The organism is Micromonospora sp. CA-269861, from assembly GCF_050948505.1.
Taxonomy (GTDB): Bacteria; Actinomycetota; Actinomycetes; order Mycobacteriales; family Micromonosporaceae; genus Micromonospora.
In genome coordinates this window covers 5,351,847-5,373,949 of the sequence record NZ_CP192014.1, presented here as the reverse complement: position 1 = coordinate 5,373,949, position 22,103 = coordinate 5,351,847, and the positions used below count along the sequence as shown (strand labels likewise).

Genomic DNA, 22,103 nt, shown 5'->3' with positions numbered 1-22,103 from the left:
GACACCAAATCGGCCGACAGTCGGCCATCGCAGTCGTTGATTGGAGCACTGGACCGATGAGCACGCAGAGGCAGACAAGCGCTGTCGACCGGCTGTGGACGGTGGAGGATGTCTCCGCCTTCCTGGGCGTGCCGGTCGGCACGCTGTACCAGTGGCGGCACCGCCGTTTCGGGCCACCGGCGGCCAAGGTCGGACGGCATCTGAGGTACGACCCGCAGGATGTGCGGTCTTGGGTAGCGGAGCAGGCGGCGTAGGCCATGCCCGTCGATGACCTGTGGTACCTGAACGGGCGGGCGGCTGACGGTTCGCGGCTGCCGTCGAAACGGCACGGTCGGGGCAAGCGGTGGCGGGTCCGCTGGACGGACAACCTCGGCGAGGCGCGTACGCAGTTGTTCGAGCGGAAGGTGGATGCCGACCGCCACGACGCCAACGTGCGCGCCGACCTGAGCCGGGGCCAGTACATCGATGACCGGGCGGGCCGCATCACCGTCGCGGCCCTCGCCTCGCTGTGGCGGGACGCCCAACTCCACACGGACAGCACAACCGTCCGGGTAGAGCACGCTGTCCGGCTCCACGTGCTGCCGGGACTGGGCGCGCAGCAGATCAAGGATGTCCGCCCGAGCCACATCCAGGGATGGGTTCGGGATCGGTCGACGGTCCTTGCTCCGACCACGCTGCGGGTGGTCTACAGCTACCTCAGCTCGATGTTCGCGATGGCGGTGCGTGACCGGCTGATCTCGGCCAGCCCGTGCGACAAGGGCATTCGGCTTCCGCCGGTCGGCCGGGGAAGCCGGGTCCTTCCCACGGCGGAGCAGGTGCACGACCTGGCGCGTCTGCTGCCGGCCCGGTTGGCCGCGACGGTCTATCTCGCGGCCGGTTGCGGGCTGCGCCTGGGTGAAATCCTCGGCTTGGATGTGGAAGACGTCGACTTCGGCGTGCGGGAGGTGCACGTCCGACGCCAACTGAAGGTGCTCAAGGGCCGTCAGCCGTTCCTCGGACCAGTCAAGACCAGCACCAGCGCCCGCACCGTCGAGCTGCCTGATGTCGTGGCGGTGGCGCTGCGTCAGCACCTGGCCGACGGGTGCGACGCGGTCGAGGTCGACGACGACACGGACCGTCGCCGGCCGGTCCGCCGGGCCGCACGCCTGCTGTTCAAGGGTGTCGGCGGCGAGCCCGTCAACGCGGCGACCTTCTCGCGGACGTGGGCGAGCGCCCGGGAAGCGGTCGGCCTGCCGGCGCGGTGGGGGATTCACGGACTACGGCACTACTACGCGACGGTCCTGATCCACGCGGGCGCGTCGGTGAAGACGGTGCAGCTCGCGTTGGGCACAGCACGCCGACCATCACGCTCAACACCTACGTGCACGAGTGGCCGGACGTGCTCGACCGGACCCGGCTGCTCATCGACGGTGCGCTCGGCCAACACGAAACGGCGGCCACGCCGGCTGTGAGCCGGGCATGACCGCCGTCCGTGAGGTTGTACCCAACCTGTACCCAAGATCAGTAGTGATCCTGTTGGTGCAGGTCAGAGCCTTGATCAGGCTCAGCAGTCGTAGTACATGGCGAACTCGTGCGGGGTCGGGCGCAGGCGCACCGGGTCGACCTCGTTGGCGCGCTTCCAGTCGACCCAGGTGGAGATCAGGTCGGGGGTGAAGACGCCGCCGTCGAGCAGGTAGTCGTGGTCGGCCTCGAGCGAGTCGAGCACGGCCGAGAGCGAGCCCGGCACCTGCTTGACGTCGCCCCACTCCTCCGGCGGGAGGTCGTAGAGGTCCTTGTCGATCGGCGTCGGCGGCTCGATCTTGCTCTTGATGCCGTCCAGGCCGGCCATCATCATGGCCGAGAAGGCCAGGTAGACGTTTGCCGACGGGTCCGGGACCCGGAACTCGACGCGCTTGGCCTTCGGGTTGCTGCCGGTCACCGGGATGCGGGTGCAGGCGGAGCGGTTGCGCTGCGAGTAGACCAGGTTGACCGGCGCCTCGAAGCCCGGCACCAGGCGACGGTACGAGTTGATCGTCGGGTTGGTGAAGGCCAGCAGCGACGGCGCGTGGTGCAGCAGGCCGCCGATGTACCAGCGGGCCATGTCGGACAGGCCGGCGTAGCCGGTCTCGTCGTAGAACAGCGGCTCACCGTTGAGCCAGAGGCTCTGGTGGGTGTGCATGCCGGAGCCGTTGTCACCGAACAGCGGCTTGGGCATGAAGGTCGCGGTCTTGCCGTTGGCCCAGGCCTCGTTCTTCACGATGTACTTGAAGAGCTGGAGCTGGTCACCGGCGTGCAGCAGCGTCGAGAACCGGTAGTTGATCTCGGACTGGCCGGCGGTGCCCACCTCGTGGTGCGAGCGCTCCACGTTGAAGCCGGTGTCGACGAGGCGGCGCACGATCGAGTCACGCAGGTCGGCGTAGTGGTCCACCGGCGGGACGGGGAAGTAACCGCCCTTGTACGCGGTCTTGTAGCCGCGGTTGCCGCCCGGCTCTTCGCGGCCGGTGTTCCAGGCGCCCTCGATCGAGTCGATGTAGTAGAACGACTGGTGCGCCGAGGTCTCGTGGCGGATCGAGTCGAAGATGTAGAACTCCGCCTCGGCGCCGAAGTAGGCGGTGTCGGCGATGCCGCTCGCCGCCAGGTACGCCTCGGCCTTCTTCGCCACGTTGCGCGGGTCCCGGCTGTAGGCCTCGCGGGTGAACGGGTCGTGGATGAAGAAGTTGAGCGCGAGAGTCTTCTGCGCGCGGAACGGGTCGATGAACGCGGTGGCGACATCCGGGAGCAGGAGCATGTCCGACTCGTGGATCGCCTGGAAACCGCGGATCGACGAACCGTCGAACGCGAGGCCGTCGGTGAAGAGGTCGTCGTTGACGGACTCGACCGGCAGGTTGAAGTGCTGCATCACGCCGGGCAGGTCACAGAAACGAACGTCGACGAACTTCACGTCCTCGTTCTTGAGGTATCGCAGCAGTTCCTCGGGATTGGCGAACACACATCCTCCTGGCACGTCCACGGGGTGGCTAGGCTTCTGGCGACGCTAGGGCCGGGCGGTTGCCCTGCCGTGTCTCCGTTGTTTCTGCCGTGTTACGTCCCTCGCGGAGCGTCAGCGACACCCCTGCCACGCCTGCGGCCCGCCAGGAACGCCGTACCGACTGTGCCAGTGTAATGACATCTGATGCCTTTGGCCTGAATCGGCACACAGTGGCGGCGGGACCTGGCAGGCTCTCATCCCGGCGCGGATACCCTTGACCGCTGTGACCAATCCGCACCCTCCGGCAGCGCCGGCCACCGACCCCACCTTCACCGCGCCGAGCCTCGGTCGGCGGTTCGGTGCGTTGATCATCGACTGGGTGCTGTGTCTGCTGGTGTCCAACTTCTTCGCCGACCCGATCCGCGACGGCTGGGCGCCGGTGCTGGTGCTGGTGCTGGTGTACGGCATCTTCCTCGGCCTGTTCGCCCAGACACCGGGCATGTACATCACCAAGATCCGCTGTGTGAACTGGCACGACGGTGGCCGGATCGGCGTGCTCCGGGGGCTGATCCGTGGCCTCCTGCTGGCCCTCGTCATCCCCGCGCTGATCATGGACGAGCACCGGCGCGGCCTGCACGACCGACTCGCCGACTCGGTGATCGTCAACGCCCCCCGCGGCTGACCCGACCCCTAAGGCCGACCCAGAAGGCCGTGCGCGCCCCGCGCCCGCGCCTCGCAAGATCGCACTCGATCCAGGATGTAGTGGCATCCGCCGCGCACAAGCCCACTACATCAAGGATCGAGCACGATCTTGGCGGGGGCCGGGAGGGTGTACGCGAAGGAGCCGGACCCGTGGGGGTCCGGCTCCTTCTTACGCGTACGTCTGGGGGGGTCAGCGGCCCCGCGACTGGCGGAAGGCGCCCGGCGGCCGCATGTTCTTCGGGATCGCGCCCTTGGGCATCTGCGGCCGGGCGGTGAGCGCCTTGAGGCGCTTGTCCAGCGAGTTGACGTCCTTGCCGGAGAGGGCGCGGGGCAGACGCAGCAGCGTCGTGCGGAGCTTGCGGATCGGCAGCTCGCCCTCCTCCTGCCCGATCACGTAGTCGTGCAGGGGAGCGGAGCCGATCACCTTGGACAGCCGTCGCTTCTCCTGGCCGAGCAGGCCGCGCACCCGCTGGGGGTTGCCCTCGGCCAGCAGGATCACGCCCGGGCGGCCGATCACCAGGTGGACCATGTCCATCTGGGTGGTCGAGCTGACCGCCGGGGTGACCCGCCAGTCGCCGCGCATGTTCTCCATGATCTGCGCCGCCGCGCCGGGTTGCCCCTCGGCGGCGTTCATCATCGCCTTGTTGGACCGCAGGTTGAGCACGATCAGCACCGCGAGCAGGATGAACAGGATGCCCAGCGGCAGCCAGATCCAGCCCCAGAAGATCACCGCGACCACGGTGAGCGCGAGCGGGAGCAGCACCGCCGCGGCGACCAACGGCGCGAACCACCGGTCCTGCTTGGCGGTGAACTGGAACACCATCCCGATCTGCTTCAGCCGCTGGCCGAACGAGACCTTCTCCTGGGGCTTTGCCATGCCGCAGAGTCTAGTGGTCGCCGCCGGCCCCGTTGATCCGCGTCCGGGTGCCGGGGCAGCTGAGTACCTTACGTCGCCGTACGCGTCCGGAACGGCCGGGTAAGGAGGCTGTGGGCCGGGAAGATGAGGCACTGTGCCCATGCCCGGGTGGGGCCTTCGCGCGAAGAGTTGTCAGCAGAAGACGACGACGCCCCGAAGGAGCCCGACATGTTCGGCAACGACGCAGATTTCCTGCTCACCCTGCACCGTACCCACGCCGCCGAGCTGCGCGCCGACGCGGCGGCGGACCGGCTCGCCCGGTCGCTGTCCCGTCCCGTCAGTCGCGGGTGGTTGGGCCGGCGCAGGCAGGCCGGTCGCGCCAGCGACGCCCGCCGGTGACCGCGCCCAGCGCGGCTGCCGCGTCCACGGCGTCCGCCGGGCCGGCCGCTCGATCCGATCCGACCCCGCCGCCCGGCCGCCGGCCGATCGGCGGGGCCGGCGGAGCGGGCCGTCATGGCATGCTCGAACACGTGACCGTACGCGCCGCAAGCTCCGTCCTCGTCGGGCGCCACCGCGAGATCGCGGCACTGCGGGAAGCGCTGGGCCGGGCGCGGGCCGGGGAGCCGACCACCGTGCTCGTCGGCGGCGAGGCGGGCGTGGGTAAGACCCGGCTGCTGGAGGAGTTCGCCGGCTGGGCCACCGACGGCGCGGCGCGGGTGCTCGTGGGCCAGTGCCTGGAGTTGGGCGAGGCGGGTCTGCCGTTCGCTCCGTTCGCTGCCGCGTTGCGCGCGGTGCTCCGCGCCGACGGTCCCGAGGTCTTCGCCGGCTACGAGGCGGAGTTCGCCCCGCTCCTGCCGGAGCTGGGCCGCGCCTCCGCGACGCTGGCCGCACCGCGTGCCGCCGCACTCAGCGACGCCCCGCGCGGCTACCTGTTCGACCTGGTCGCCGAGCTGTTCCAGCGGCTGGCCGATGCTCGCCCGCTGGTCCTGATCATCGAGGACCTGCACTGGGCCGACCGCTCCACCCGTGACCTCATCGGGTTCCTCGTCCGGGCGGCGAGGCCGGGTCGGCTGCTGCTGGTCTGCACCTACCGCACTGACGAGTTGCAGCGCGGGCACCCGCTGCGCCCGTTCCTCGCCGAACTGGACCGGGCCCGGGGTGTGGAGCGGATCGAGCTGGGTCGCCTGGACCGCGACGGCACCGCCGCGATCCTCGCCGACCTGCTCGGCGCCGAGCCGCCCGCCCGTGCCGTCGACGACGTCCACAACCGAACCCAGGGCAACCCCTTCTTCATTGAGGAGTTGGCCGTCGCCGGTGACCCGATCGGTTGCGCGGCGCTCCCCGAGACGCTGCGTGACCTGCTGCTGGCCCGGGTGGACCGGCTCCCCGAGCCGGCTCAGCGAGTCTTGCGGATCGCGGCCGCCGGCGGCACCCGTTTCGCCCACGACCTGCTCGCCGAGGTCGCCGGGCTGCCCGATGCCGAGCTGGAGGACGCGCTGCGCGCCGCCGTCGCCGCCCAGTTGGTGGTGGCCGACCGGGACGGGGACTACGAGTTCCGGCACGCGCTGGTCCGCGAGGCCGTGCACGACGAGTTGCTGCCCGGTGAGCACGCCCGGCTGCACGCCCGCTTCGCCGCCGCCATCGAGGCCCAGCCGCACCTGGTCGCCGCCGGCCGGGCCCCGGCCGAGATCGCCCACCACTGGTACGCCGCCCACGACCACCCGCGTGCCCTCGTGGCCTCGCGGGCCGCGGCGTGCGCCGCCGCCGACCGGTACGCGTACGCCGAGCAGCGCCGACTGCTGGAGCGGGCGCTGGAGTTGTGGGAGCTGGTGCCGGACGCCGCCGACCTGCTCGACATGGACCATCTGGCGCTGCTGGAGCAGACCCTGGACGCCGCGGTCACCGCCGGCGACTTCAGCCGGGCCATCACCCTGACCCGGGCCGGGCTGGCCGAGGTGGACGCCGACGCCGCGCCGCTGCGCGCCGCCCGTCTGCTGGACCAGCGGGGTCGACTGCTGTCCCTGCTCGGCAAGAGCGACGGCAGCCGTGAGCTGGATGAGGCGTACCGGCTGGCGGCCGGTGGCCCGCCCGGCGTGGAGCGGGTCCGGCTGCTCGCCGACATCGCCACCCACCTGGTCAAGATCGACCCGCAGAAGGCGGCCCGGGTGGCGGCCGAGGCCGCAACGGACGCCGAGTCGCTCGGCGAGCGCGTGGCACTGCTGTCGACGCGGATCGCGTTGCTCTGCCACGGCGAGCGGGACCTGATCGGAGGGCTGGCCGAGCTGGGCCAGGCGGCTGCCGCCGCCCGCGCGGCGGGGGACGCGCCGACCCTGGTGCTCGCCATGGTGTTCGAGTCGGACATGCTCTGCGAGTTGGGCCGCTACGCCGAGTCCGCGCAGGCCGCCGAGTCCGGCGTGGCCGAGGCGCGACGGGTGGGGATCAGCCGTTCCACCGGGGCGTACCTGCTCTCCAACCGGGCCGAGGCGCTCATCGCGCTGGGTCGGTGGGACGAGGCCGAGGCGGTCTGTGCGGAGGCCGCCCGGATCGACCTGTCCGGTGTCACCGGGCTGCACTGGCTCCAGCTGGGCGCCGGGCTGCGGCTGGCCCGCGCCCATCCGGGCGCCGACGAGCTGGTCGACCGGGCGCTCACCTTCCTCAACCGGCCGTACCTGTGGCCGAACCACCGCCTGCCCCTGCACGAACTGGCGATCGAGGCGGCGCTGGCCGCTGACGACAAGGTCGAGGCGGTACGGGCGGCCCGCGTCGCGGTCGCCGACGAGAGCCTGCCGCAGCTTCCCCGCGAGGGTTGGCCGGTGCTCAGCGCCGTCGCGCGTACCGCAGCCCGGGTGAGTGACAGCGAGCTGGCAGCCGCCGTGGCGGCGCTCGCCACCGACCTGCCGGCGCGGCACCCGGCGGCCCGTGCGCACGCCGCCCAGGTCACCGCACTGCTCGCGGTCGGTGACCAGGCGCTGCCGGCGTGGCGTGCGGCGGTCGACGCGTGGCGGGCCGACGGGCAGCCGTACCCGCTGGGCCGGGCACTGCTGGCGCTGGCCGAGGCGACCGCCGCGGCCGGGGAACGCGACGAGACGGCGGCGGCGGTCACCGAGGCCACCGAGATCGGCCGGCGGCTGGGTGCGACGCCGCTGGTCGAGGCGGCCACCACCCTGGCGCGGCGGGTCGGCCTGCGCGGTGCCTCCGGCGGCGGGGTCGGCGCGGACCTGCTGACCGCCCGGGAGCGGGAGGTGCTGCGGTTGGTCGCCGAGGGGCACAGCAACAGCAGGATCGCCGAGCGGTTGTTCATCTCGCCGAAGACGGCGAGCGTGCACGTCTCCCGGATCATCGCGAAGCTGGGCGTGACCAACCGGGTGGAGGCCGCCGCCCTGGCCCACCGCCTCGGCCTGCTCACCGAGGCCGCCGCCCCACTCTGACAGGCAACGAGGCCGCCGCCCACGCTGACACGCACCGAAGCCGCCGACCGCTCATCCAGGTCGGCGGCCGCGCTGCGAGGCCGCCACGCTGGCGCTTGTCGTGCCGGCGGTGGATCAGCGCGGCAGGTAGATGCGCCAGCCCTCGATCGTGACCAGGTCGAGGCTGCCCGGCGTGGTGCGCTGCCGCTCGTCGAGCACCTCCGCCAGCGGCGAGCCGGCCGGCGCGACCCAGGCCGGTGCCGCCGCGTTGTCCACCTCCCGCCGGTACGCGGGGTAGCGGTCGAACCCGGGGCGCAGGGTGTCGTCGACGACCGCGCAGACCACCTGCTCCGCGCTGGCGAAGGTGAGCCGGTTGCAGGTCCAGTAGCCGGCGCGCACGTGCCGTACGCCGAGCTGACGCAGGGTGCTCACCAACTCGGTGTGCCGGGCCTCGGCGGCCCGGGTGGCCGGGACGGTCTCCGCTGCCCGCCAGGTGGCGTGGGCGGCCGTGCCCAGCGTGGCGGCGAGCAACACCACCGCGATCGACCGGGCCAGCGTCGACCCGACACCGTGCTGGCCGGTCGCCGCCGGACGCAGCCCGTGCCGGGCCGCCGCCCACACCGGCCAGAGCAGCGCCGGCAGGGAGATGAGCAGGCAGGACAGGTAGCGGGAACTCTCCACCGGGGTGAGCCCGGCGGAACTGCTCACTGTGTACGCGCCGAGGGTGGCCACCGCGGCCAGCACGAGCGCCAGCCGGACCGCCCCCGCCACCCGGGGCGACACCGCCCCGGATACGACAGGGGCAGGGCCGGCAGCGGCAGGGCCGGAGTCGGCGGTGCGCAAGGCCCGCCAGGCGGTGACGCCGGCAATGACCAGCAGCAGCGGCAGGGCGAGCGCCCACCACAGCTGCCAGGTGGCGCACTGCCCGGGAGCGCAGAAGCCCATGCCCAGTCCGGGGCCGAGCACCAGGCCGCCGTGCAGCCGGTCCGGCCAACCCGCGCTGGCGTTCGCACCGCCGGCCGCGAGCACCGCGTGCAGCGGGTTGCGCCCGGTCAGCAGGCTGTGCAGCAGCAGCGGGGCCGCCCCCAGCACGGCCGCCGCCCCGAGCAGCGCCCCGGCGGCACCCCACAGCTCCCGGCGGCAGAACGCGACGAGGACCGCGCCGGTCGCGGCGACGTACGGCAGCACGAGCGGGTCGACCCAGAGCATCAGCCCGGCCAGGAATCCCCAGGACGCCCAGCGCGCCAGCCGCCAGCCGGGTCGCCAGGTGTCGGCAGGCCGCCAGTCGGGCTGCCCAGTGTCGGCCGACCGCCGCCCCGGGCGGCTGGTGGCCAGATCCAGGGCGAGCAGGGCCAGTGCCGCCCCGGCCGCGTTCATCTCGGGGTAGCCGCCGCCGGCGATCAGCTGGTTCTTGATGATCCGGTCGGAGCCCAGGGCCAGTAGCGCGACCACCAGCAGCCCGAACCACCGGTCCCCGGTCAGCCGCAGCGTCAACCGCCAGGTCAGCAGCAGGAACAGCGCGTACAGGGCCAGCGTGGGTAGCCGCAGCCCGAGCAGCGACGGCCCCCCGGCCACTGCGAACACCGGCGCGGCGAGGTAAGCCTCCAGCGTGCCCATGTACTGCTGGCCGTAGAACCAGACCGGGAAGCCCTCGCCCCGGGCGATGTGCAGCGCGGCCAGCCCCATGGTGGCCTCGTCGCTGTTCGTCGGCGGCGCGGCCCGCAGCAGCAGCCAGAGCCGGTAACCCACCCCGGCGAGCACTGCCAACCCGGTGAGCCAACCGACCAGGCCGGGACGTGCGCCGGGTCGCGGGCGGGGAGAGCCCTCGCCGCGCGGCTGCTCGCGTACGCCGACGGTCATCACAGGATCATGACACCCGGACGGCGAACGGCCGCGCGGCGCTGCCGGCGGGATCAGCCCGCAGTGGCGACCGGGGTGGCGGCGCGCGCGTCGAGCGCCTGCTTGTAGAGCCGGCCGGCCCGGTACGACGAACGCACCAGCGGCCCGCTCATCACCCCGGCGAAGCCGATCTCCTCGGCCTCCTCGCGCAGCTCCACGAACTCCTCCGGCTTGACCCAGCGGGTCACCGGGTGGTGCCGGGGCGAGGGGCGCAGGTACTGGGTGATGGTGATCAGCTCGCAGCCGGCCTCGTGCAGGTCGCGCAGCGCCTGCGAAACCTCGGCCCGCTCCTCGCCCATGCCCAGGATGAGGTTGCTCTTGGTGACCAGGCCGTCGGCGCGGGCCTGCCGGATCACGTCGAGCGAGCGGTCGTAGCGGAACGCCGGCCGGATGCGCTTGAAGATGCGCGGCACGGTCTCCACGTTGTGGGCCAGCACCTCGGGACGGGAGCCGAAGACCTCGGCCAACTGCTCGGGGACCGCGTTGAAGTCCGGGATCAGCAGCTCGACGCCGCAGCCGGGCTGCAGGGCGTGGATCTGTCGGACGGTCTCGGCGTACAGCCAGGCGCCGCCGTCGGGCAGGTCGTCACGGGCGACACCGGTGATGGTGGCGTAGCGCAGCCCCATCGAGACCACCGACTCGGCGACCCGACGCGGCTCGTCGGCGTCGAACTCGGCCGGCTTTCCGGTGTCGATCTGGCAGAAGTCGCAGCGCCGGGTGCACTGGTCGCCACCGATGAGGAAGGTGGCCTCCCGGTCTTCCCAACACTCGTAGATGTTGGGGCAGCCGGCCTCCTGGCAGACGGTGTGCAGCCCCTCGCGCGAGACGAGCCCGCGCAGCTGGGTGTACTCCGGGCCCATCTTGGCCTTGACCTTGATCCATGGCGGTTTGCGCTCGATCGGCGTCTCGGCGTTGCGCGCCTCGATCCGCAGCAGACGCCGCCCCTCGGGGGCCGCCGTTGCGGTGCGCGCTGCCTGGCCGGTCGTCGGCGCGGAGTGCTCGATCGTCACGAAAATGAGCCTACGCCGGACGGCGGGTGTCTATGTGCGTCGGGCGACCGGCGTCACGCCCCGAACGTTGTGACGCCGGACACCGGCCGGCCGGAAAAGGGCGTCACAGAAGAGGGAATCGGGTGCTACGGTCGCCGCCAACAGCGACGACGGAGCCGAGTAGCCCCCGACCCGCCAGTGCAGAGAGCCGCCGGGGCTGAGAGGCGGTCTGGCGCCGGGGCGCGAAGACCCTCCCGAGCTGCGGGAAGAACGGTTGCGGGTCCTCCCGTGCCCAGTAGAGCCCGCCCGGCTGGCCCCGGTCATCAGGCGACGAACGAGGCCCCCGCTCCGGCGGGGGCGAAGGTGTGGTGGCACCGCGAGGTTCCCGCTCGCCCACACCTCCCTGGGGCTGATGCGACGCTTCGCCACCCCAGGGCGGCGACGGCGTGGCGATCGACCGAGGAGCAGCCCGCCATGCAACGAACCCTGTCCCACCAACTGCCCACCAGGATCGGCACGACAGTGCGGATCGCCGGCTGGGTGCACCGCCGCCGACTGCTGAAGTCGGTGGCCTTCCTGATCGTGCGGGACGCCGCCGGCCTGGCCCAGGTGGTCGTCACCGACCCGGCGGTCCGCGCGGAGCTGGAGAAACTCACCGAGGAGACAGTGGTCGAGGTGGTCGGCACGGCCACGTCCAACGGCACGGCGCCCGCCGGGGTCGAGCTGACCGACCCGACGGTACGTCCACTCGGGCCGCCCGCCGTGCCGCCACCGTTCGACCTGTACCGGCCGGCGCTCACCGCGAGCCTGCCCACCCAGCTCGACAACGCGCCCACCGCGCTGCGGCACGCCACCCGGTCGGCCGCGCTGCGGATCTCGGCGGCGGCGGTGGCCGGGTTCCGGGCCGCACTCGACGTCCACGACTTCGTGGAGATCCATACGCCGAAGGTGGTCGGCTCCAGCACCGAGAGCGGGGCGAACGTGTTCGCGCTTGACTGGTTCGGCCGGCCCGCGTACCTGGCCCAGTCGCCGCAGTTCTACAAACAGCTGATGGTCGGCGTCTTCGAACGCGTCTACGAGGTGGGGCCGGTCTTCCGGGCCGAGCCGCACGACACCGTGCGGCACCTCGCGCAGTACACGTCGCTCGACGCGGAGCTGGGCTTCATCGCTGACCACCGGGACGTGATGCGCGTGCTGCGCGACACGGTGGCCGGGATGGTGGACACGGTGGGCGGGCGGGCCGGCGCCGCACTGGCGACGCTGGGCGCCACACCGCCGCAGGTGCCGGCGGAGATCCCGGCGGTGCACTTCACCGAGGCGCTGTCGATCGCCGGCGCGCCCGCCGACGAGCCGGACCTCGCGCCCGCCCACGAACGGGCGCTGGGCGAGTGGGCAGTGCGCGAACATGGTTCGGACTTCCTCTTCGTCACCGGCTACCCGATGGCGAAGCGGCCCTTCTACACCCACCCGGACCCGGCGCGGCCCGCGTACTCGAACGGGTTTGACCTGCTCTTTCGCGGTCTGGAGCTGGTCACCGGCGGGCAGCGGCTGCACCGGCACGCCGACTACCTGGCGGCGTTGGCGGCCCGGGGCGAGCCGGTCGAGCCGTACGTCGGCTACCTGGACGCGTTCCGGCACGGCATGCCACCGCACGGTGGCTTCGCCATCGGCCTGGAACGGTTCGTGGCCCGGCTGGTCGGCGCGGCCAACGTCCGGGAGGTCACCGCGTTCCCACGTGACCTGCACCGGTTGACGCCGTGAGCGTGGCGGCCCCCGGCGTCGCCGCCGGGGGCCGTCGCTCAGACCTCGATCAGGGTGGAGAGTCGGCGCTCGACGACCGGCAGCACGTCGGCGACGCTGATCTGGCGGCCCAGCTCGGCGGTGAGCGAGGTGACACCCGCGTCCCGGATGCCGCACGGCACGATCCGGTCGAAGTACGTCAGGTCGCAGTCGCAGTTGATCGAGAAGCCGTGCAGGGTGACGCCCCGGGCCACCCGGATGCCGATGGCCGCCACCTTGCGGGCCGGCCCCCTGTCGTCCTCGGGCACCCAGACCCCGCTGCGCCCCTCGACCCGGCCGGCGGTCAGCCCGAACTCGGCGCACACGTCGATGAGCAGCTCTTCCGTCCGGCGTACGTAGGCGACCACGTCCACCGGGTCGGGCAGGCGCAGGATCGGGTAACCGACGAGCTGCCCCGGCCCATGCCAGGTGATCTTGCCGCCGCGGTCCACGTCGACGACCGGAGTGCCGTCCATGGGCCGGTCCCACGGTTCGGTGCGCTTGCCCGCCGTGTAGACGCTCGGGTGCTCCAGCAGCAGCACGGTGTCGCCGCGCGCGCCAGCCACCACCGACTCGTGCAGGCGCCGCTGCTCGTCCCAGGCGGCCTGGTAGTCGAGCAGGCCGGCGCGGACGGCCGTCAGGCCGGGGGTCGTCGTTGTCACGGCAACCAGCCTAGTCCCGCTACCGGCGATCATCCCTGGTGAGCCGCCTCACCGGGCAAGGCGCACCCGGCGGACGACGAGGGCGACGGCGAGCAGCGTCGTCACCGCCAGCGTGAGGTAGAGCCAGAGCGGGGCGGCGAACGGCGAGGGGCGGGGCTCCGGCCCGCCGAACGCGGCCCGAGCCAGCAACTCGCCCGGCACCGCCAGGTCGGTCGACCCGGGCGGTGCGGTCACCAGCACCTCCCGGCCGCCGTCGGGCGACAACGCGGCGAGGATGGCCTGCCGGTCCTCGTCGTGGCCCGCCTCGATCGACTGCTTCACCACCGGGTCGCCCGCGCGCCAGCCGACGATCTTCGTGGTCGACGCGGAGACCGGCAGTGGTTGGCCCACGGCCTGGCCGGTGGCGGCGTCCAGGAACTCGATCCGCCAGGTGCGCTGCGCAGTCTGATCGGCCGTACAGCCGAGGCCGGCGCAGCCGTCGAAGGCGAGCAGCGCGATCCGCCGGCCGTCCGGGTGCCAGGCCGCGGGGCCGGCCAGCATCCGCCGATCGCCCAGCTCGACCTGCCAGCGGGGGCTGCCGTTGGTCGGGTCGACGACCACCAGCAGTTGTCGTTCGGCGATCAGCGCGGCCTCGTCCGGAGGGCCGGCGACCGCCACCAGGTCGCCGCCGGGTGACCAGGCCGCGGCGGCGTGCGCGGCGAAGGTGCCGACCGCGACCACCTCCTCGGTGCCCTGGTACGGGTCGAGGACGAGCAGGTCGTCGGGCTTCTCCGGGTTGTTGAGCTGTTGGTTGTCCGGCCCGAAGCTGATCACCTCGTCGTTGTTGCTGCGGGTGCTCAGGACCCGCTTCCCGTCCGGGGACCAGGCCAGCGGCCGCATCCCGGTGTGGATCGGGCGGCGCTGTCGCCCACTGACGAGGTCCAGCAACTCCCCGGACGGCCGCAGGTAGTGCCGCCCGTCCGGAGAGAGCAGCCCATGGTCCTCGGCGACGTGCAGCGGGATCAGCCGGTAACCGCCGTCCCGGCCGATCAGCACGCCCGTCGACTCCAGGAAGCGGGTGCGGCTGGTGAAGAAGACAAGCGCGGCCGGGCCGGTCGGGCGCTGCTCGACGGTGGCCTGCCACAGCCACGGTGAGTGCACCCGGGTCGGCACCGCGCCGCCGGTGCCGTCAGCCGCCGTGCTCGTCGCACCAGTGCCGTCAGTGGCCGTGCGCGTGGCGGCCGTGGCGGCTGGTGCGCTGAGCACCACCAGCGCGACCGCCGCACCGACCGCCGCCCCGCGCCGCAGTCGCCTGCCCGTCGTTCTCATCGCCCCATTAGAAGCCACCAGGGCCGATCACGAAGCCCCGCTCGGTCGCGCCGTGGCTGCCGATGTGCCGTGGCTGCCGTCGTGCCGTGGCCTACCGGTCGGCGGGTGGGATGCGCCAGAGCCAGACGTCGTCGACCCGTTGCGGCTCGCCGAACAGGGCGGTGCCGGTACGCCGCAGCGCCTCCTCGTCGACCTCGAACTTCGCGCCGTGCACCTGGTCGGCGAGCACCACCGTCTCGATGCGCCAGTGCCGCAGGTCCGACTGGACCTCCCGGATCGTTCCGTCGGTGACGATGGGGACCAGCCCGGTACGGCCGGCCTGGTCCATCAACGCGCTGAGGGTGCGCGGCACCGGACCGATCCGGCCTCGCCCGTCCGGCCCGCCGGGGCCGAGGAAGAAGCCTCCCGGGATGGCGAACTCGCCCTGCCGGTGCGACAACGCGTACGCCTGCCACCGCTGGCCGTCCGGGTAGATGTCCACGGTCAGGGGCACCGGGGTCAGCACCCCGTCGGGTGAGACGTAGTCCCGCCACGTGCCGGAGGTGATGAACCGCGGGATCGGCTCCCGCTCGTCGGTCAACAGCGGGGTGGGCAGCAGCGGGACCAGGGCCACCGCGAAACCGAGCAGCCAGGCCAGTTCCGTGGAGCGGTGCCGGGGCGGTGCGGCGCGCAACTGGTCGATGGCGAACGCCAGCAACAGCCCGACCACCGGCGCGACCACCAGCGCCAGCCGGGCCGGCAGCGCGGCGTTCACCACCGGCAGTTGTCCGACCACGTCGAACGGCATGGGGAGGTCGGTGCGTCGGCCGTCGATTTTGGCGACCGGCCCGAAGGAGAGCACCGTGAAGATCAGCGCGAGGGCGCCCAGCGCCCAGAGGGTGGCCCGGCGGTGCGCGTCGGCCCGCCGCCAGAGCGTGACGAAACAGACCACGGTGAGCACCAGCAGCGGGATGCCGAAGAACGAGTTCTCCTCGGTCGGGTTCGGGGCCAGCGACGTGCCCAACCCGGCCTCGCCGGCCAGCGAGCGGCGCGGGAAGGCGCCGAACGCCACGATGTCCTCGGAGTGGATCACCGGGTCGAAGCCGGTGCCGTGGAACCGCTGCGGCCCGGCGAAGTGCAACCACAGGGGGTACGACAGCAGCGCGCCGGCGACCACGGCGGTCACCCCGAGCCCGCGCAGGAAGGTGGGCAGCGCGGCGCGTGCCTCCACGCGGTTGGCCGGGTGCAGCGCCCAGATGGCGACGAACACGCCCAGCGCCAGCGCGGTGAAGAAGAGCCCCTCGGCGGCGATCGAGAAGGCCACCGCGACCAGCACGCCGAGGATCACCCCGTCGCGCAGCCAGTGCCCCGGTCGGCGCAGCGCGAACAGCCGCCAGATCAGCAGCGGCACCAGCCAACCGGCGGTCCAGTTCAGGTGCGCGTTGGCGTGCGACACCATGCCGGGGGAGTACGCGATGAACAGGGCGCCGACCCCGGCGGCCAGCCGGCTGCGGACCAGGTGCCGGGAGAGCAGCCAGTACCAGGCCAGCGCGGTGGCGAGCAGGTTCAGGGTGAGGATCACCAGGAACGTCGCCGGTGGCCCGATCAGGTACGTGAGCGGGGCGAAGACCACCGCGTACACCGTGATCGTCGTGTTGACAGCGAGGTTCACGCCGTCCGGGACGTTGATCAGGTAGGTGAAGAGCGGGTTGTCCCCGTGCGTGACGGCGTGCCCGCCGAAGGCCAGCAGCCACTCGAACAGCGCCTGGTCGCTGGAGTTGACGGTGATGGTGCGGACGTTCGGGTCCCGCCACAGCCCGCTGGTCACCCACACGGCGAGCGCGAGCGCCACCAGCACGACGATCAGGTCGGCCCGGCGGTCCCGGACGATGCGCGGCGGTGACGCGGGTGCGGGCCCGGTGGCCAGCGACGGGGAGGACGGCACGCAGCGGACGTTACCAACCGGACCTGGACGGGCCGGTCAGACCTGCAAGGACGGGACCGTTGGGGACGGATTCGGCCCTCCACGTCGACGGTCCGGCGTACACAGCGTCCGTCGTGAATGTGTGACTGTGCCCCATGTCATAGCGGCGACACATCGTCGTAACGTCTCGGCAACTCGACCGTGACCCAGTTCACAGTCCGCCCCCCAGGAGGCCGCCGTGCGCCGCTCCTCGTCCACCCTCACCCGGCTGCTCGGTGCGGTCGCCGGGCTCGCCCTCGCCGTCGCGGGCGCGGTCGCCGTCGCCGCACCCGCCCAGGCCGCCACCCTCAGCCAGGTCACCGGCTTCGGCTCCAACCCCGGCAACCTCGCCATGTACGCCTACCGGCCGGACGGCCTGCCGGCCAACTCCCCGGCCGTCGTCCTGCTGCACGGGTGTACGCAGAACGCCTCCGGCTACTTCGCCAACTCCGGCTGGCAGAAGTACGCCGACCAGTGGAAGTTCGCCCTGATCGTCGCCCAGCAGCCCTCCGGCAACAACGCCAACTCCTGCTTCAACTTCTTCGAGGCGGGGGACACCACCCGGGGTCAGGGTGAGGCGCTGTCGATCAAGCAGATGGTCGACCACGCCAAGGCGAACTTCGGGGTGAACGGCTCCCGGGTCTACGTCAGCGGGCTCTCCGCCGGCGGGGCGATGAGCGCGGTCATGCTGGCCACCTACCCGGACGTCTTCGCCGCCGGATCGATCATCGCGGGGATCCCGTACCGCTGCGCCACCAGCATGGTCAACGCGTTCAGCTGCATGAACCCGGGCGCGGACAAGACCCCGGCGGCCTGGGGCGACCTGGTCCGTAACGCGTACTCCGGCTACACCGGCCCGCGCCCCCGGGTGGCCATCTGGCACGGCACCTCGGACACCACTGTCACCCCGCTCAACGGCACCGAGTCCCGTGACCAGTGGACCAACGTGCGGGGCGTGTCGCAGACCCCGACCAGCACCTCGTCGCTGCCCGGCAACACCAGTCTCGAGGTGTACGGCAACGACGACGTACGGCTCTACCGGATCTCCGGGATGGGCCACGGCACCCCGGTCGACCCGGGCTCGGCTGCTGAGCAGTGCGGCACCGCCGGCGCGTACTTCCTGGACACCATCTGCTCGACGTACCGTGACGCGCTCTTCTTCGGTCTGAACGGCGGCGGGACCAACCCGACCCCGACCCCGACGGCCACCGCCACCCCCACCCCCACTCCGACGGCGACCCCCACCACGCCGCCGACCTGCGTGACGGCCAGCAACTACGCGCACGTGGCGGCCGGCCGGGCGTACCAGTCCGGCGGCTACGCCTACGCCAACGGCTCCAACCAGCGGATGGGCCTCTACAACACCTTCTACACCAGCGCCCTCAAGCAGACCGCCCCCAACTACTGGGTAATCGGCTGCTAACCCCCACCCGCGCCGCCCCCTGCTGACCCCTGTTGATCATGAAGTTATTGCCACGACACGCCGAGGCGAGTGGCAATAACTTCATGATCGACGCGGTGGGGTTGGGGGTGGGGGTTAGGGGTGCAGGGCTGCTTGTAGGGCTTGCGGGAGGGTTTCGTGCTGGTAGGGGTAGGTGGCTCGGGTCAGGACGCCGGGGAGGACGCGGGTGCTGGTGAGGGCCTCGTGGGCGAAGCCGCCGAGAGCCACCTTGAGAGCCAGCGCGGGGATCGGGATGATCGCCGGGCGGTGCAGTTGCCGGGCCAGCTCGCGGGTGAACTCGGCATTGGTCACCGGGTTCGGCCCCACCACGTTGACCGGGCCGGAGATGTCGTCCCGGGCCAGCAGGAACACTGTCGCGTCCAGCCAGTCGGCCAACGAGATCCACGGCAGCCACTGCCGGCCGCTGCCCAGCCGGCCGGCGATGCCCAGCTTGAACGGCAGCAACTGCGGCTTGAGCATCCCGCCGTCGCGGTGCAGCGGCAGGCCGGTGCGTAGCCGGACCACGCGTACGCCGGCGTCCTCGGCCGGCCGGGTCGCGGCCTCCCACACCCGGCAGACGTCGGCCAGGAAGCCCTCGCCGGCCGGCGCGTCCTCCTCGACCGCCCGGTCGCCGGTGTTGCCGTACCAGCCCACGGCTGACGAGTTGAGCAGCACCCGGGGTCGGTCCGTGGGAGGGAGCCCCGCGACGGTTGTCGCCAACGTGGTGGTGCTGTCCACCCGGCTGGTGCGGATCAACCGCCGGTAGTCGTCGTTCCAGCGCTTGTCGCCGACGCCCGCACCGGCCAGATTGACCACGGCGTCGGCTTCGGCGACCACTGCCGGGTCGAGCTGCCCGGCGGCCGGGTCCCACTGGCGCTCCTGCGACCCGCGCGGCCCCCTGCGGACGAGCCGGGTGATCTGGTGCCCGTCGGCGGCGAGCCGGTCGGCCAGCCGGGTGCCGAGGAAGCCGGACGCGCCGGCCAGAAGAATCCGCATACCCCCATCTTCGTCCAGAACGCCGCCGGTGGATGCACGGAGCCGCCGGCATCACCGACTCCGGGGCGCTCCGGCGAAGAATTTGCGCAGATCGGCGAGCAGCGCGGTAAGCGCAGGTCAACGGCTGTTCCGGGCACCGAAAAAGGCTGCCGCTCACGTTTGGTGGCCGTCGCGTTTCCGCAGGTCAGAGCAAACATGAATGCGTTGTTCACGATTGCTTCCGGCGTCCATCTGACTGACCATGAGCCATCCGAGTACGCCCCCGAATGGCGGGGTTGGCGCACCGTGCCCGCCGTCGGGCTTCCCGTGAGGAGGAACCATGCCGATCCTGGTGACCGGAGCGACCGGGACCGTCGGAGGCAGCCTGGTCCGGCAACTGGTGGCCGCCGGCCACGACGTACGCGCACTGACCCGCGATCCCGCGTCGCCGGCAGCGGCCGCGCTGCCCAGCGGGGTGGAGGTGCTGGCGGGCGACTTCGCCAAACCCCACACGCTGGCACCGGCGCTGCGCGGCGTGACGCGCATGCACCTGGTCGCGATGGATGGGTACGGGCCGCTGACCACCGGAGCGGAGATCTTGGAACTGGCCCGGAAGGCTGGCGTCCGTCGGGTCACCCACCTCGGTCACAATGATCCGAGCCGCGCTGACGACGACCCGCTCGAGGCCCCGCACCGCCCGCTGCACCGGGCGATCGAAGACTCGGGTCTGGAGTGGACGCACGTGTTTCCCGGCGAGTTCATGGCGAACACCCGGGACTGGGCGCACACCATCCGGGCCGAGGGGGTGGTCCGGGCACCGTTCGGCGACTGGAACAGCGCCCTGGTCCACGAGGCGGACATCGCCGCGGTCATCCTGGCGGCGCTCACCGGCGACGGCCATGCCGGCCGGGTCTACCAGCCGACAGGTCCGGAGCCGGTCCGGCGCCGGGACGCGGTCGAGATGATCGCTGCGGCGATTCGCCGCCCGGTGCTCTTCGAGGAGTTGACCCCGGAGGAGGCCCGGGAGTACTGGAAGGACGACTATCCCGCCGAGGTGATCGAGTGGTTCCTGGAGATGGGCCAGTATCTCGACGGCAACGCCTGGGTCGCCCCGGACGTCGAGCAGGTGACCGGCCGCCCCGGGCGCCCGTTCCGACAGTGGGCCGTCGAGCACGCTGATGACTTCCGCTGACGACGCCCGGGGCGTGGACCGGCCCGGTGGTCAGGCCGTGGGGGTTGGGCGTAGGTCGGCGAGGAGGCGCTCCACCTCGGCGTAGGACTCGGGGCTCAGGGGGCCCTGCTCCAGGGTGGTCAGGTTCTCGTCGGCCTGGGCCACGGTGCGCAGGCCGGGGATCGGCACGGTGCGAGGGCTGCGTGCCAGCAGCCAGCCGAGCGCGCCCTGGGCCAGGGTGCGCCCGTCGGCGGTGAGCGCCGCACGGACCTGGTCGACCCGCGCCGCCCAACGGGGCGTCGGCCGGCCGTCGGTGAACCACTCCAGCCACTCAGGTGCCCGTCCGCGCACGTCGTCCGCCCCGACCGCCCGGGTCGACCCGGTGAGCAGCCCCATCGCCAACGGCCCACGGTTGAGGCTGGCCAGGTCGTGCTTGTCGCAGACCGCCAGCACCGCCGCGTTGTCGCGCAGCACCGACTCGTCGTGCTGGATCGCGGCGCAGTGCGGGCCGGCAGCCGCGAACGCCTCCGCCGAGGCCGGGTCGTCGGTGCTCCAGCCGTACGCCCGGATCTTGCCCTGGTCGACCAGGGCCTCCAGGGTGTCGACCAGATCGAGCGCGGCGGGCACCGGCAGCGCGTTGATGTGCAGTTGGTAGAGGTCGACGTAGTCCGTGCCGAGCCGGCGGAGCGAGTCCTCCAGGCTGCGCACCGCGAAGGCCGGGCTGGCGTCGGTGCCGAGCGCCCGCCGGGTGGCTTCCTCGCTGACATTGCCGAACTTGGTGGCGATCACCACGCTGTCCCGTCGTCCGGCCAGGGCCTGACCGAGGATTCGCTCGCTGTGCCCGGCGCCGTAGTTGCTGGCGGTGTCGAACAGGGTCACCCCGAGGTCGAGCGCCCGGTGGATGGTGCGGATCGACTCGTCGTCGTCCACCTCACCCCAGCCGAACGGCTGCCCGTCGTCACCCCAGAGCGGGCCGCCGATGGCCCAGCACCCCATACCGATCGCGCTCACCGTGATGCCGCTGCGTCCCAGCGTCCGTGTCGTCGTCATGGTCACCAGCCTCCAACCTGGAGCGCGCTCCAGGTCAAGCACTACCATCACGCGACATGAGCGGTTACGCCCCCTCGGAGGCCGCCCGCCGCAGCGGCTTCAGCCTGGACACTCTGCGGTACTACGAGAAGATCGGCCTCCTCGCGGACGTGGAGCGGACGGCGGGCGGGCAGCGGGTCTTCACCGACGACGACCTCGGCTGGCTGGAGCTGTTCCGCTGCCTGCGCGACACCGGGATGCCGATCGCCCAGATGCGCCGCTACGCGCAACTGGCCCGCGACGGCGAGCACACCGCCGACGAGCGGCACGAGCTGCTGCGCCACCACGCGGTACGGGTCGAGGCGCAGATGCGCCTGCTCGAGCGCCAGTACGACCACCTCCGGGAGAAGATCCGCCTCTACGAGCGACTGCCCGCTGCCGCCCCGGGACCGGAGGCTGGCTAGCGGGGGCCGGGCGCGGTCAGGCCGAGCAGTTCCTCTGTCGTTCCGGGTCGACCGGTGAGCGTGTTCAGTGCGGTGACCAGCCGCTTCTCCTCGTAGCGGAAGTGCGACTCCAGCAGGGCGGCCAACCCGGCCAACTCCGCGCGCACCTGGGCGACCGGCACCGCCGCGTCGCCGCCCAGCAGTGCCTCGACCCGTTCCAGGATCCCGGCCACCACCTCGTGATCGGTGATCAGGTTGTCGATGACCGGGCGCAGCTCGGGGACCTCCTCGGCCAGCAGCCGGAACGCGCCCGCGTCCTCACCTGTGTGGTGTCGGCCGAGCGCGGCACAGAAGGTCAGGCAGTGCGCCCGCAGGTCGCGGGAGGGGGTGTCCAGGCTTCTCTGCAGCCGGGCCAGTTCCGCGCTGAGCCAGAGGTGGATCTCGATCATCTGATTGCCGACGGCGGCGAGCCGGCCGGCCGGTGAACCGGTTGGGTGCACGTTCGTCCCATGCTGTCCCCGCGCCTCCATGCCCACGGCGGCCTTCGGGCCGG

The 22,103-nt window shown here is 72.2% G+C and carries 19 protein-coding genes; 9 read left to right on the top strand and 10 right to left on the bottom strand.

Going from position 1 to position 22,103, the window contains the following annotated elements:
* Positions 1-56: 56 nt before the first annotated feature.
* Both ACQP0U_RS24490 and ACQP0U_RS24485 read left to right on the top strand, forming a co-directional pair.
* Positions 57-254 (top strand): helix-turn-helix domain-containing protein, encoded by a 198-nt coding sequence (locus ACQP0U_RS24490; RefSeq protein ID WP_110565749.1) that lies wholly within the window; start codon positions 57-59, stop codon positions 252-254.
* Positions 255-257: 3 nt separating this feature from the next.
* A complete protein-coding gene (locus ACQP0U_RS24485) occupies positions 258-1,451 on the top strand; it encodes a tyrosine-type recombinase/integrase (RefSeq protein WP_433311240.1) in 1,194 nt (397 codons plus the stop codon).
* Between the two features lie 92 nt (positions 1,452-1,543).
* Here ACQP0U_RS24485 and glnA read toward each other — a convergent pair whose 3' ends face one another.
* On the bottom strand, positions 1,544-2,968 hold the full coding sequence (glnA, locus tag ACQP0U_RS24480) for a type I glutamate--ammonia ligase (RefSeq protein ID WP_088949494.1): 1,425 nt from the start codon (positions 2,966-2,968) through the stop codon (positions 1,544-1,546).
* A 262-nt stretch (positions 2,969-3,230) separates the two neighbouring features.
* Here glnA and ACQP0U_RS24475 point away from each other — a divergent pair, with 262 nt between their 5' ends.
* Positions 3,231-3,629 carry an RDD family protein gene (locus ACQP0U_RS24475; RefSeq protein WP_433311237.1) on the top strand — a complete coding sequence of 133 codons (399 nt, stop codon included), beginning with the start codon at positions 3,231-3,233 and terminating at the stop codon, positions 3,627-3,629.
* A gap of 210 nt (positions 3,630-3,839) precedes the next feature.
* Here ACQP0U_RS24475 and ACQP0U_RS24470 read toward each other — a convergent pair whose 3' ends face one another.
* Positions 3,840-4,526, bottom strand: coding sequence for a DUF4191 domain-containing protein (locus tag ACQP0U_RS24470; protein WP_354974722.1), 687 nt, complete (start codon positions 4,524-4,526; stop codon positions 3,840-3,842).
* A gap of 207 nt (positions 4,527-4,733) precedes the next feature.
* Here ACQP0U_RS24470 and ACQP0U_RS24465 point away from each other — a divergent pair, with 207 nt between their 5' ends.
* Together ACQP0U_RS24465 and ACQP0U_RS24460 are read left to right on the top strand one after the other, a co-directional pair.
* The gene (locus tag ACQP0U_RS24465) at positions 4,734-4,904 is read left to right on the top strand and encodes a hypothetical protein (protein WP_196925298.1); all 171 of its coding nucleotides are present in this window, start codon (positions 4,734-4,736) and stop codon (positions 4,902-4,904) included.
* Between the two features lie 131 nt (positions 4,905-5,035).
* The gene (locus tag ACQP0U_RS24460) at positions 5,036-7,933 is read left to right on the top strand and encodes a helix-turn-helix transcriptional regulator (protein ID WP_433311233.1); all 2,898 of its coding nucleotides are present in this window, start codon (positions 5,036-5,038) and stop codon (positions 7,931-7,933) included.
* A gap of 114 nt (positions 7,934-8,047) precedes the next feature.
* Here the strand turns inward: ACQP0U_RS24460 and ACQP0U_RS24455 are convergent, their stop codons facing one another.
* Both ACQP0U_RS24455 and lipA read right to left on the bottom strand, forming a co-directional pair.
* Positions 8,048-9,772, bottom strand: a complete 1,725-nt coding sequence (locus ACQP0U_RS24455; RefSeq protein WP_433311230.1) for a hypothetical protein — start codon at positions 9,770-9,772, stop codon at positions 8,048-8,050.
* A 53-nt stretch (positions 9,773-9,825) separates the two neighbouring features.
* Entirely contained in the window at positions 9,826-10,821 is a 996-nt protein-coding gene (gene lipA, locus ACQP0U_RS24450) for a lipoyl synthase (protein WP_347659387.1), read from the bottom strand.
* Between the two features lie 453 nt (positions 10,822-11,274).
* Between lipA and aspS the strand changes: the two genes are divergently transcribed.
* On the top strand, positions 11,275-12,561 hold the full coding sequence (gene aspS, locus ACQP0U_RS24445) for an aspartate--tRNA(Asn) ligase (RefSeq protein WP_433311227.1): 1,287 nt from the start codon (positions 11,275-11,277) through the stop codon (positions 12,559-12,561).
* Between the two features lie 38 nt (positions 12,562-12,599).
* On the opposite strand, the gene lipB is transcribed toward aspS, so the two are convergent.
* The 3 genes from lipB to ACQP0U_RS24430 all read right to left on the bottom strand — a co-directional run bounded on the left by lipB (position 12,600) and on the right by ACQP0U_RS24430 (position 16,473).
* Positions 12,600-13,241 (bottom strand): lipoyl(octanoyl) transferase LipB, encoded by a 642-nt coding sequence (gene lipB / locus ACQP0U_RS24440; RefSeq protein ID WP_433311224.1) that lies wholly within the window; start codon positions 13,239-13,241, stop codon positions 12,600-12,602.
* 48 nt (positions 13,242-13,289) lie between these two features.
* On the bottom strand, positions 13,290-14,549 hold the full coding sequence (locus ACQP0U_RS24435) for a hypothetical protein (RefSeq protein WP_433311221.1): 1,260 nt from the start codon (positions 14,547-14,549) through the stop codon (positions 13,290-13,292).
* A 91-nt stretch (positions 14,550-14,640) separates the two neighbouring features.
* A complete protein-coding gene (locus ACQP0U_RS24430; protein ID WP_433311218.1) occupies positions 14,641-16,473 on the bottom strand; it encodes a DUF2079 domain-containing protein in 1,833 nt (610 codons plus the stop codon).
* Positions 16,474-16,690: 217 nt separating this feature from the next.
* Between ACQP0U_RS24430 and ACQP0U_RS24425 the strand changes: the two genes are divergently transcribed.
* Positions 16,691-17,914, top strand: coding sequence for an extracellular catalytic domain type 1 short-chain-length polyhydroxyalkanoate depolymerase (locus ACQP0U_RS24425; protein WP_433311215.1), 1,224 nt, complete (start codon positions 16,691-16,693; stop codon positions 17,912-17,914).
* A gap of 114 nt (positions 17,915-18,028) precedes the next feature.
* Here the strand turns inward: ACQP0U_RS24425 and ACQP0U_RS24420 are convergent, their stop codons facing one another.
* Positions 18,029-18,928, bottom strand: coding sequence for a TIGR01777 family oxidoreductase (locus ACQP0U_RS24420; protein ID WP_433311212.1), 900 nt, complete (start codon positions 18,926-18,928; stop codon positions 18,029-18,031).
* Positions 18,929-19,247: 319 nt separating this feature from the next.
* On the opposite strand from ACQP0U_RS24420, the gene ACQP0U_RS24415 reads away from it, so the two are divergent.
* The gene (locus ACQP0U_RS24415) at positions 19,248-20,099 is read left to right on the top strand and encodes an NAD(P)H-binding protein (RefSeq protein ID WP_433311209.1); all 852 of its coding nucleotides are present in this window, start codon (positions 19,248-19,250) and stop codon (positions 20,097-20,099) included.
* A 30-nt stretch (positions 20,100-20,129) separates the two neighbouring features.
* Here ACQP0U_RS24415 and ACQP0U_RS24410 read toward each other — a convergent pair whose 3' ends face one another.
* Positions 20,130-21,128, bottom strand: a complete 999-nt coding sequence (locus tag ACQP0U_RS24410; protein WP_433311206.1) for an aldo/keto reductase — start codon at positions 21,126-21,128, stop codon at positions 20,130-20,132.
* A 56-nt stretch (positions 21,129-21,184) separates the two neighbouring features.
* On the opposite strand from ACQP0U_RS24410, the gene ACQP0U_RS24405 reads away from it, so the two are divergent.
* On the top strand, positions 21,185-21,571 hold the full coding sequence (locus ACQP0U_RS24405; protein WP_433311203.1) for a MerR family transcriptional regulator: 387 nt from the start codon (positions 21,185-21,187) through the stop codon (positions 21,569-21,571).
* On the opposite strand, the gene ACQP0U_RS24400 is transcribed toward ACQP0U_RS24405, so the two are convergent.
* Positions 21,568-22,050 (bottom strand): hemerythrin domain-containing protein, encoded by a 483-nt coding sequence (locus ACQP0U_RS24400; protein WP_433311200.1) that lies wholly within the window; start codon positions 22,048-22,050, stop codon positions 21,568-21,570. The two genes, ACQP0U_RS24405 and ACQP0U_RS24400, sit on opposite strands and share 4 nt — an antisense overlap.
* Positions 22,051-22,103 lie beyond the last annotated feature (53 nt).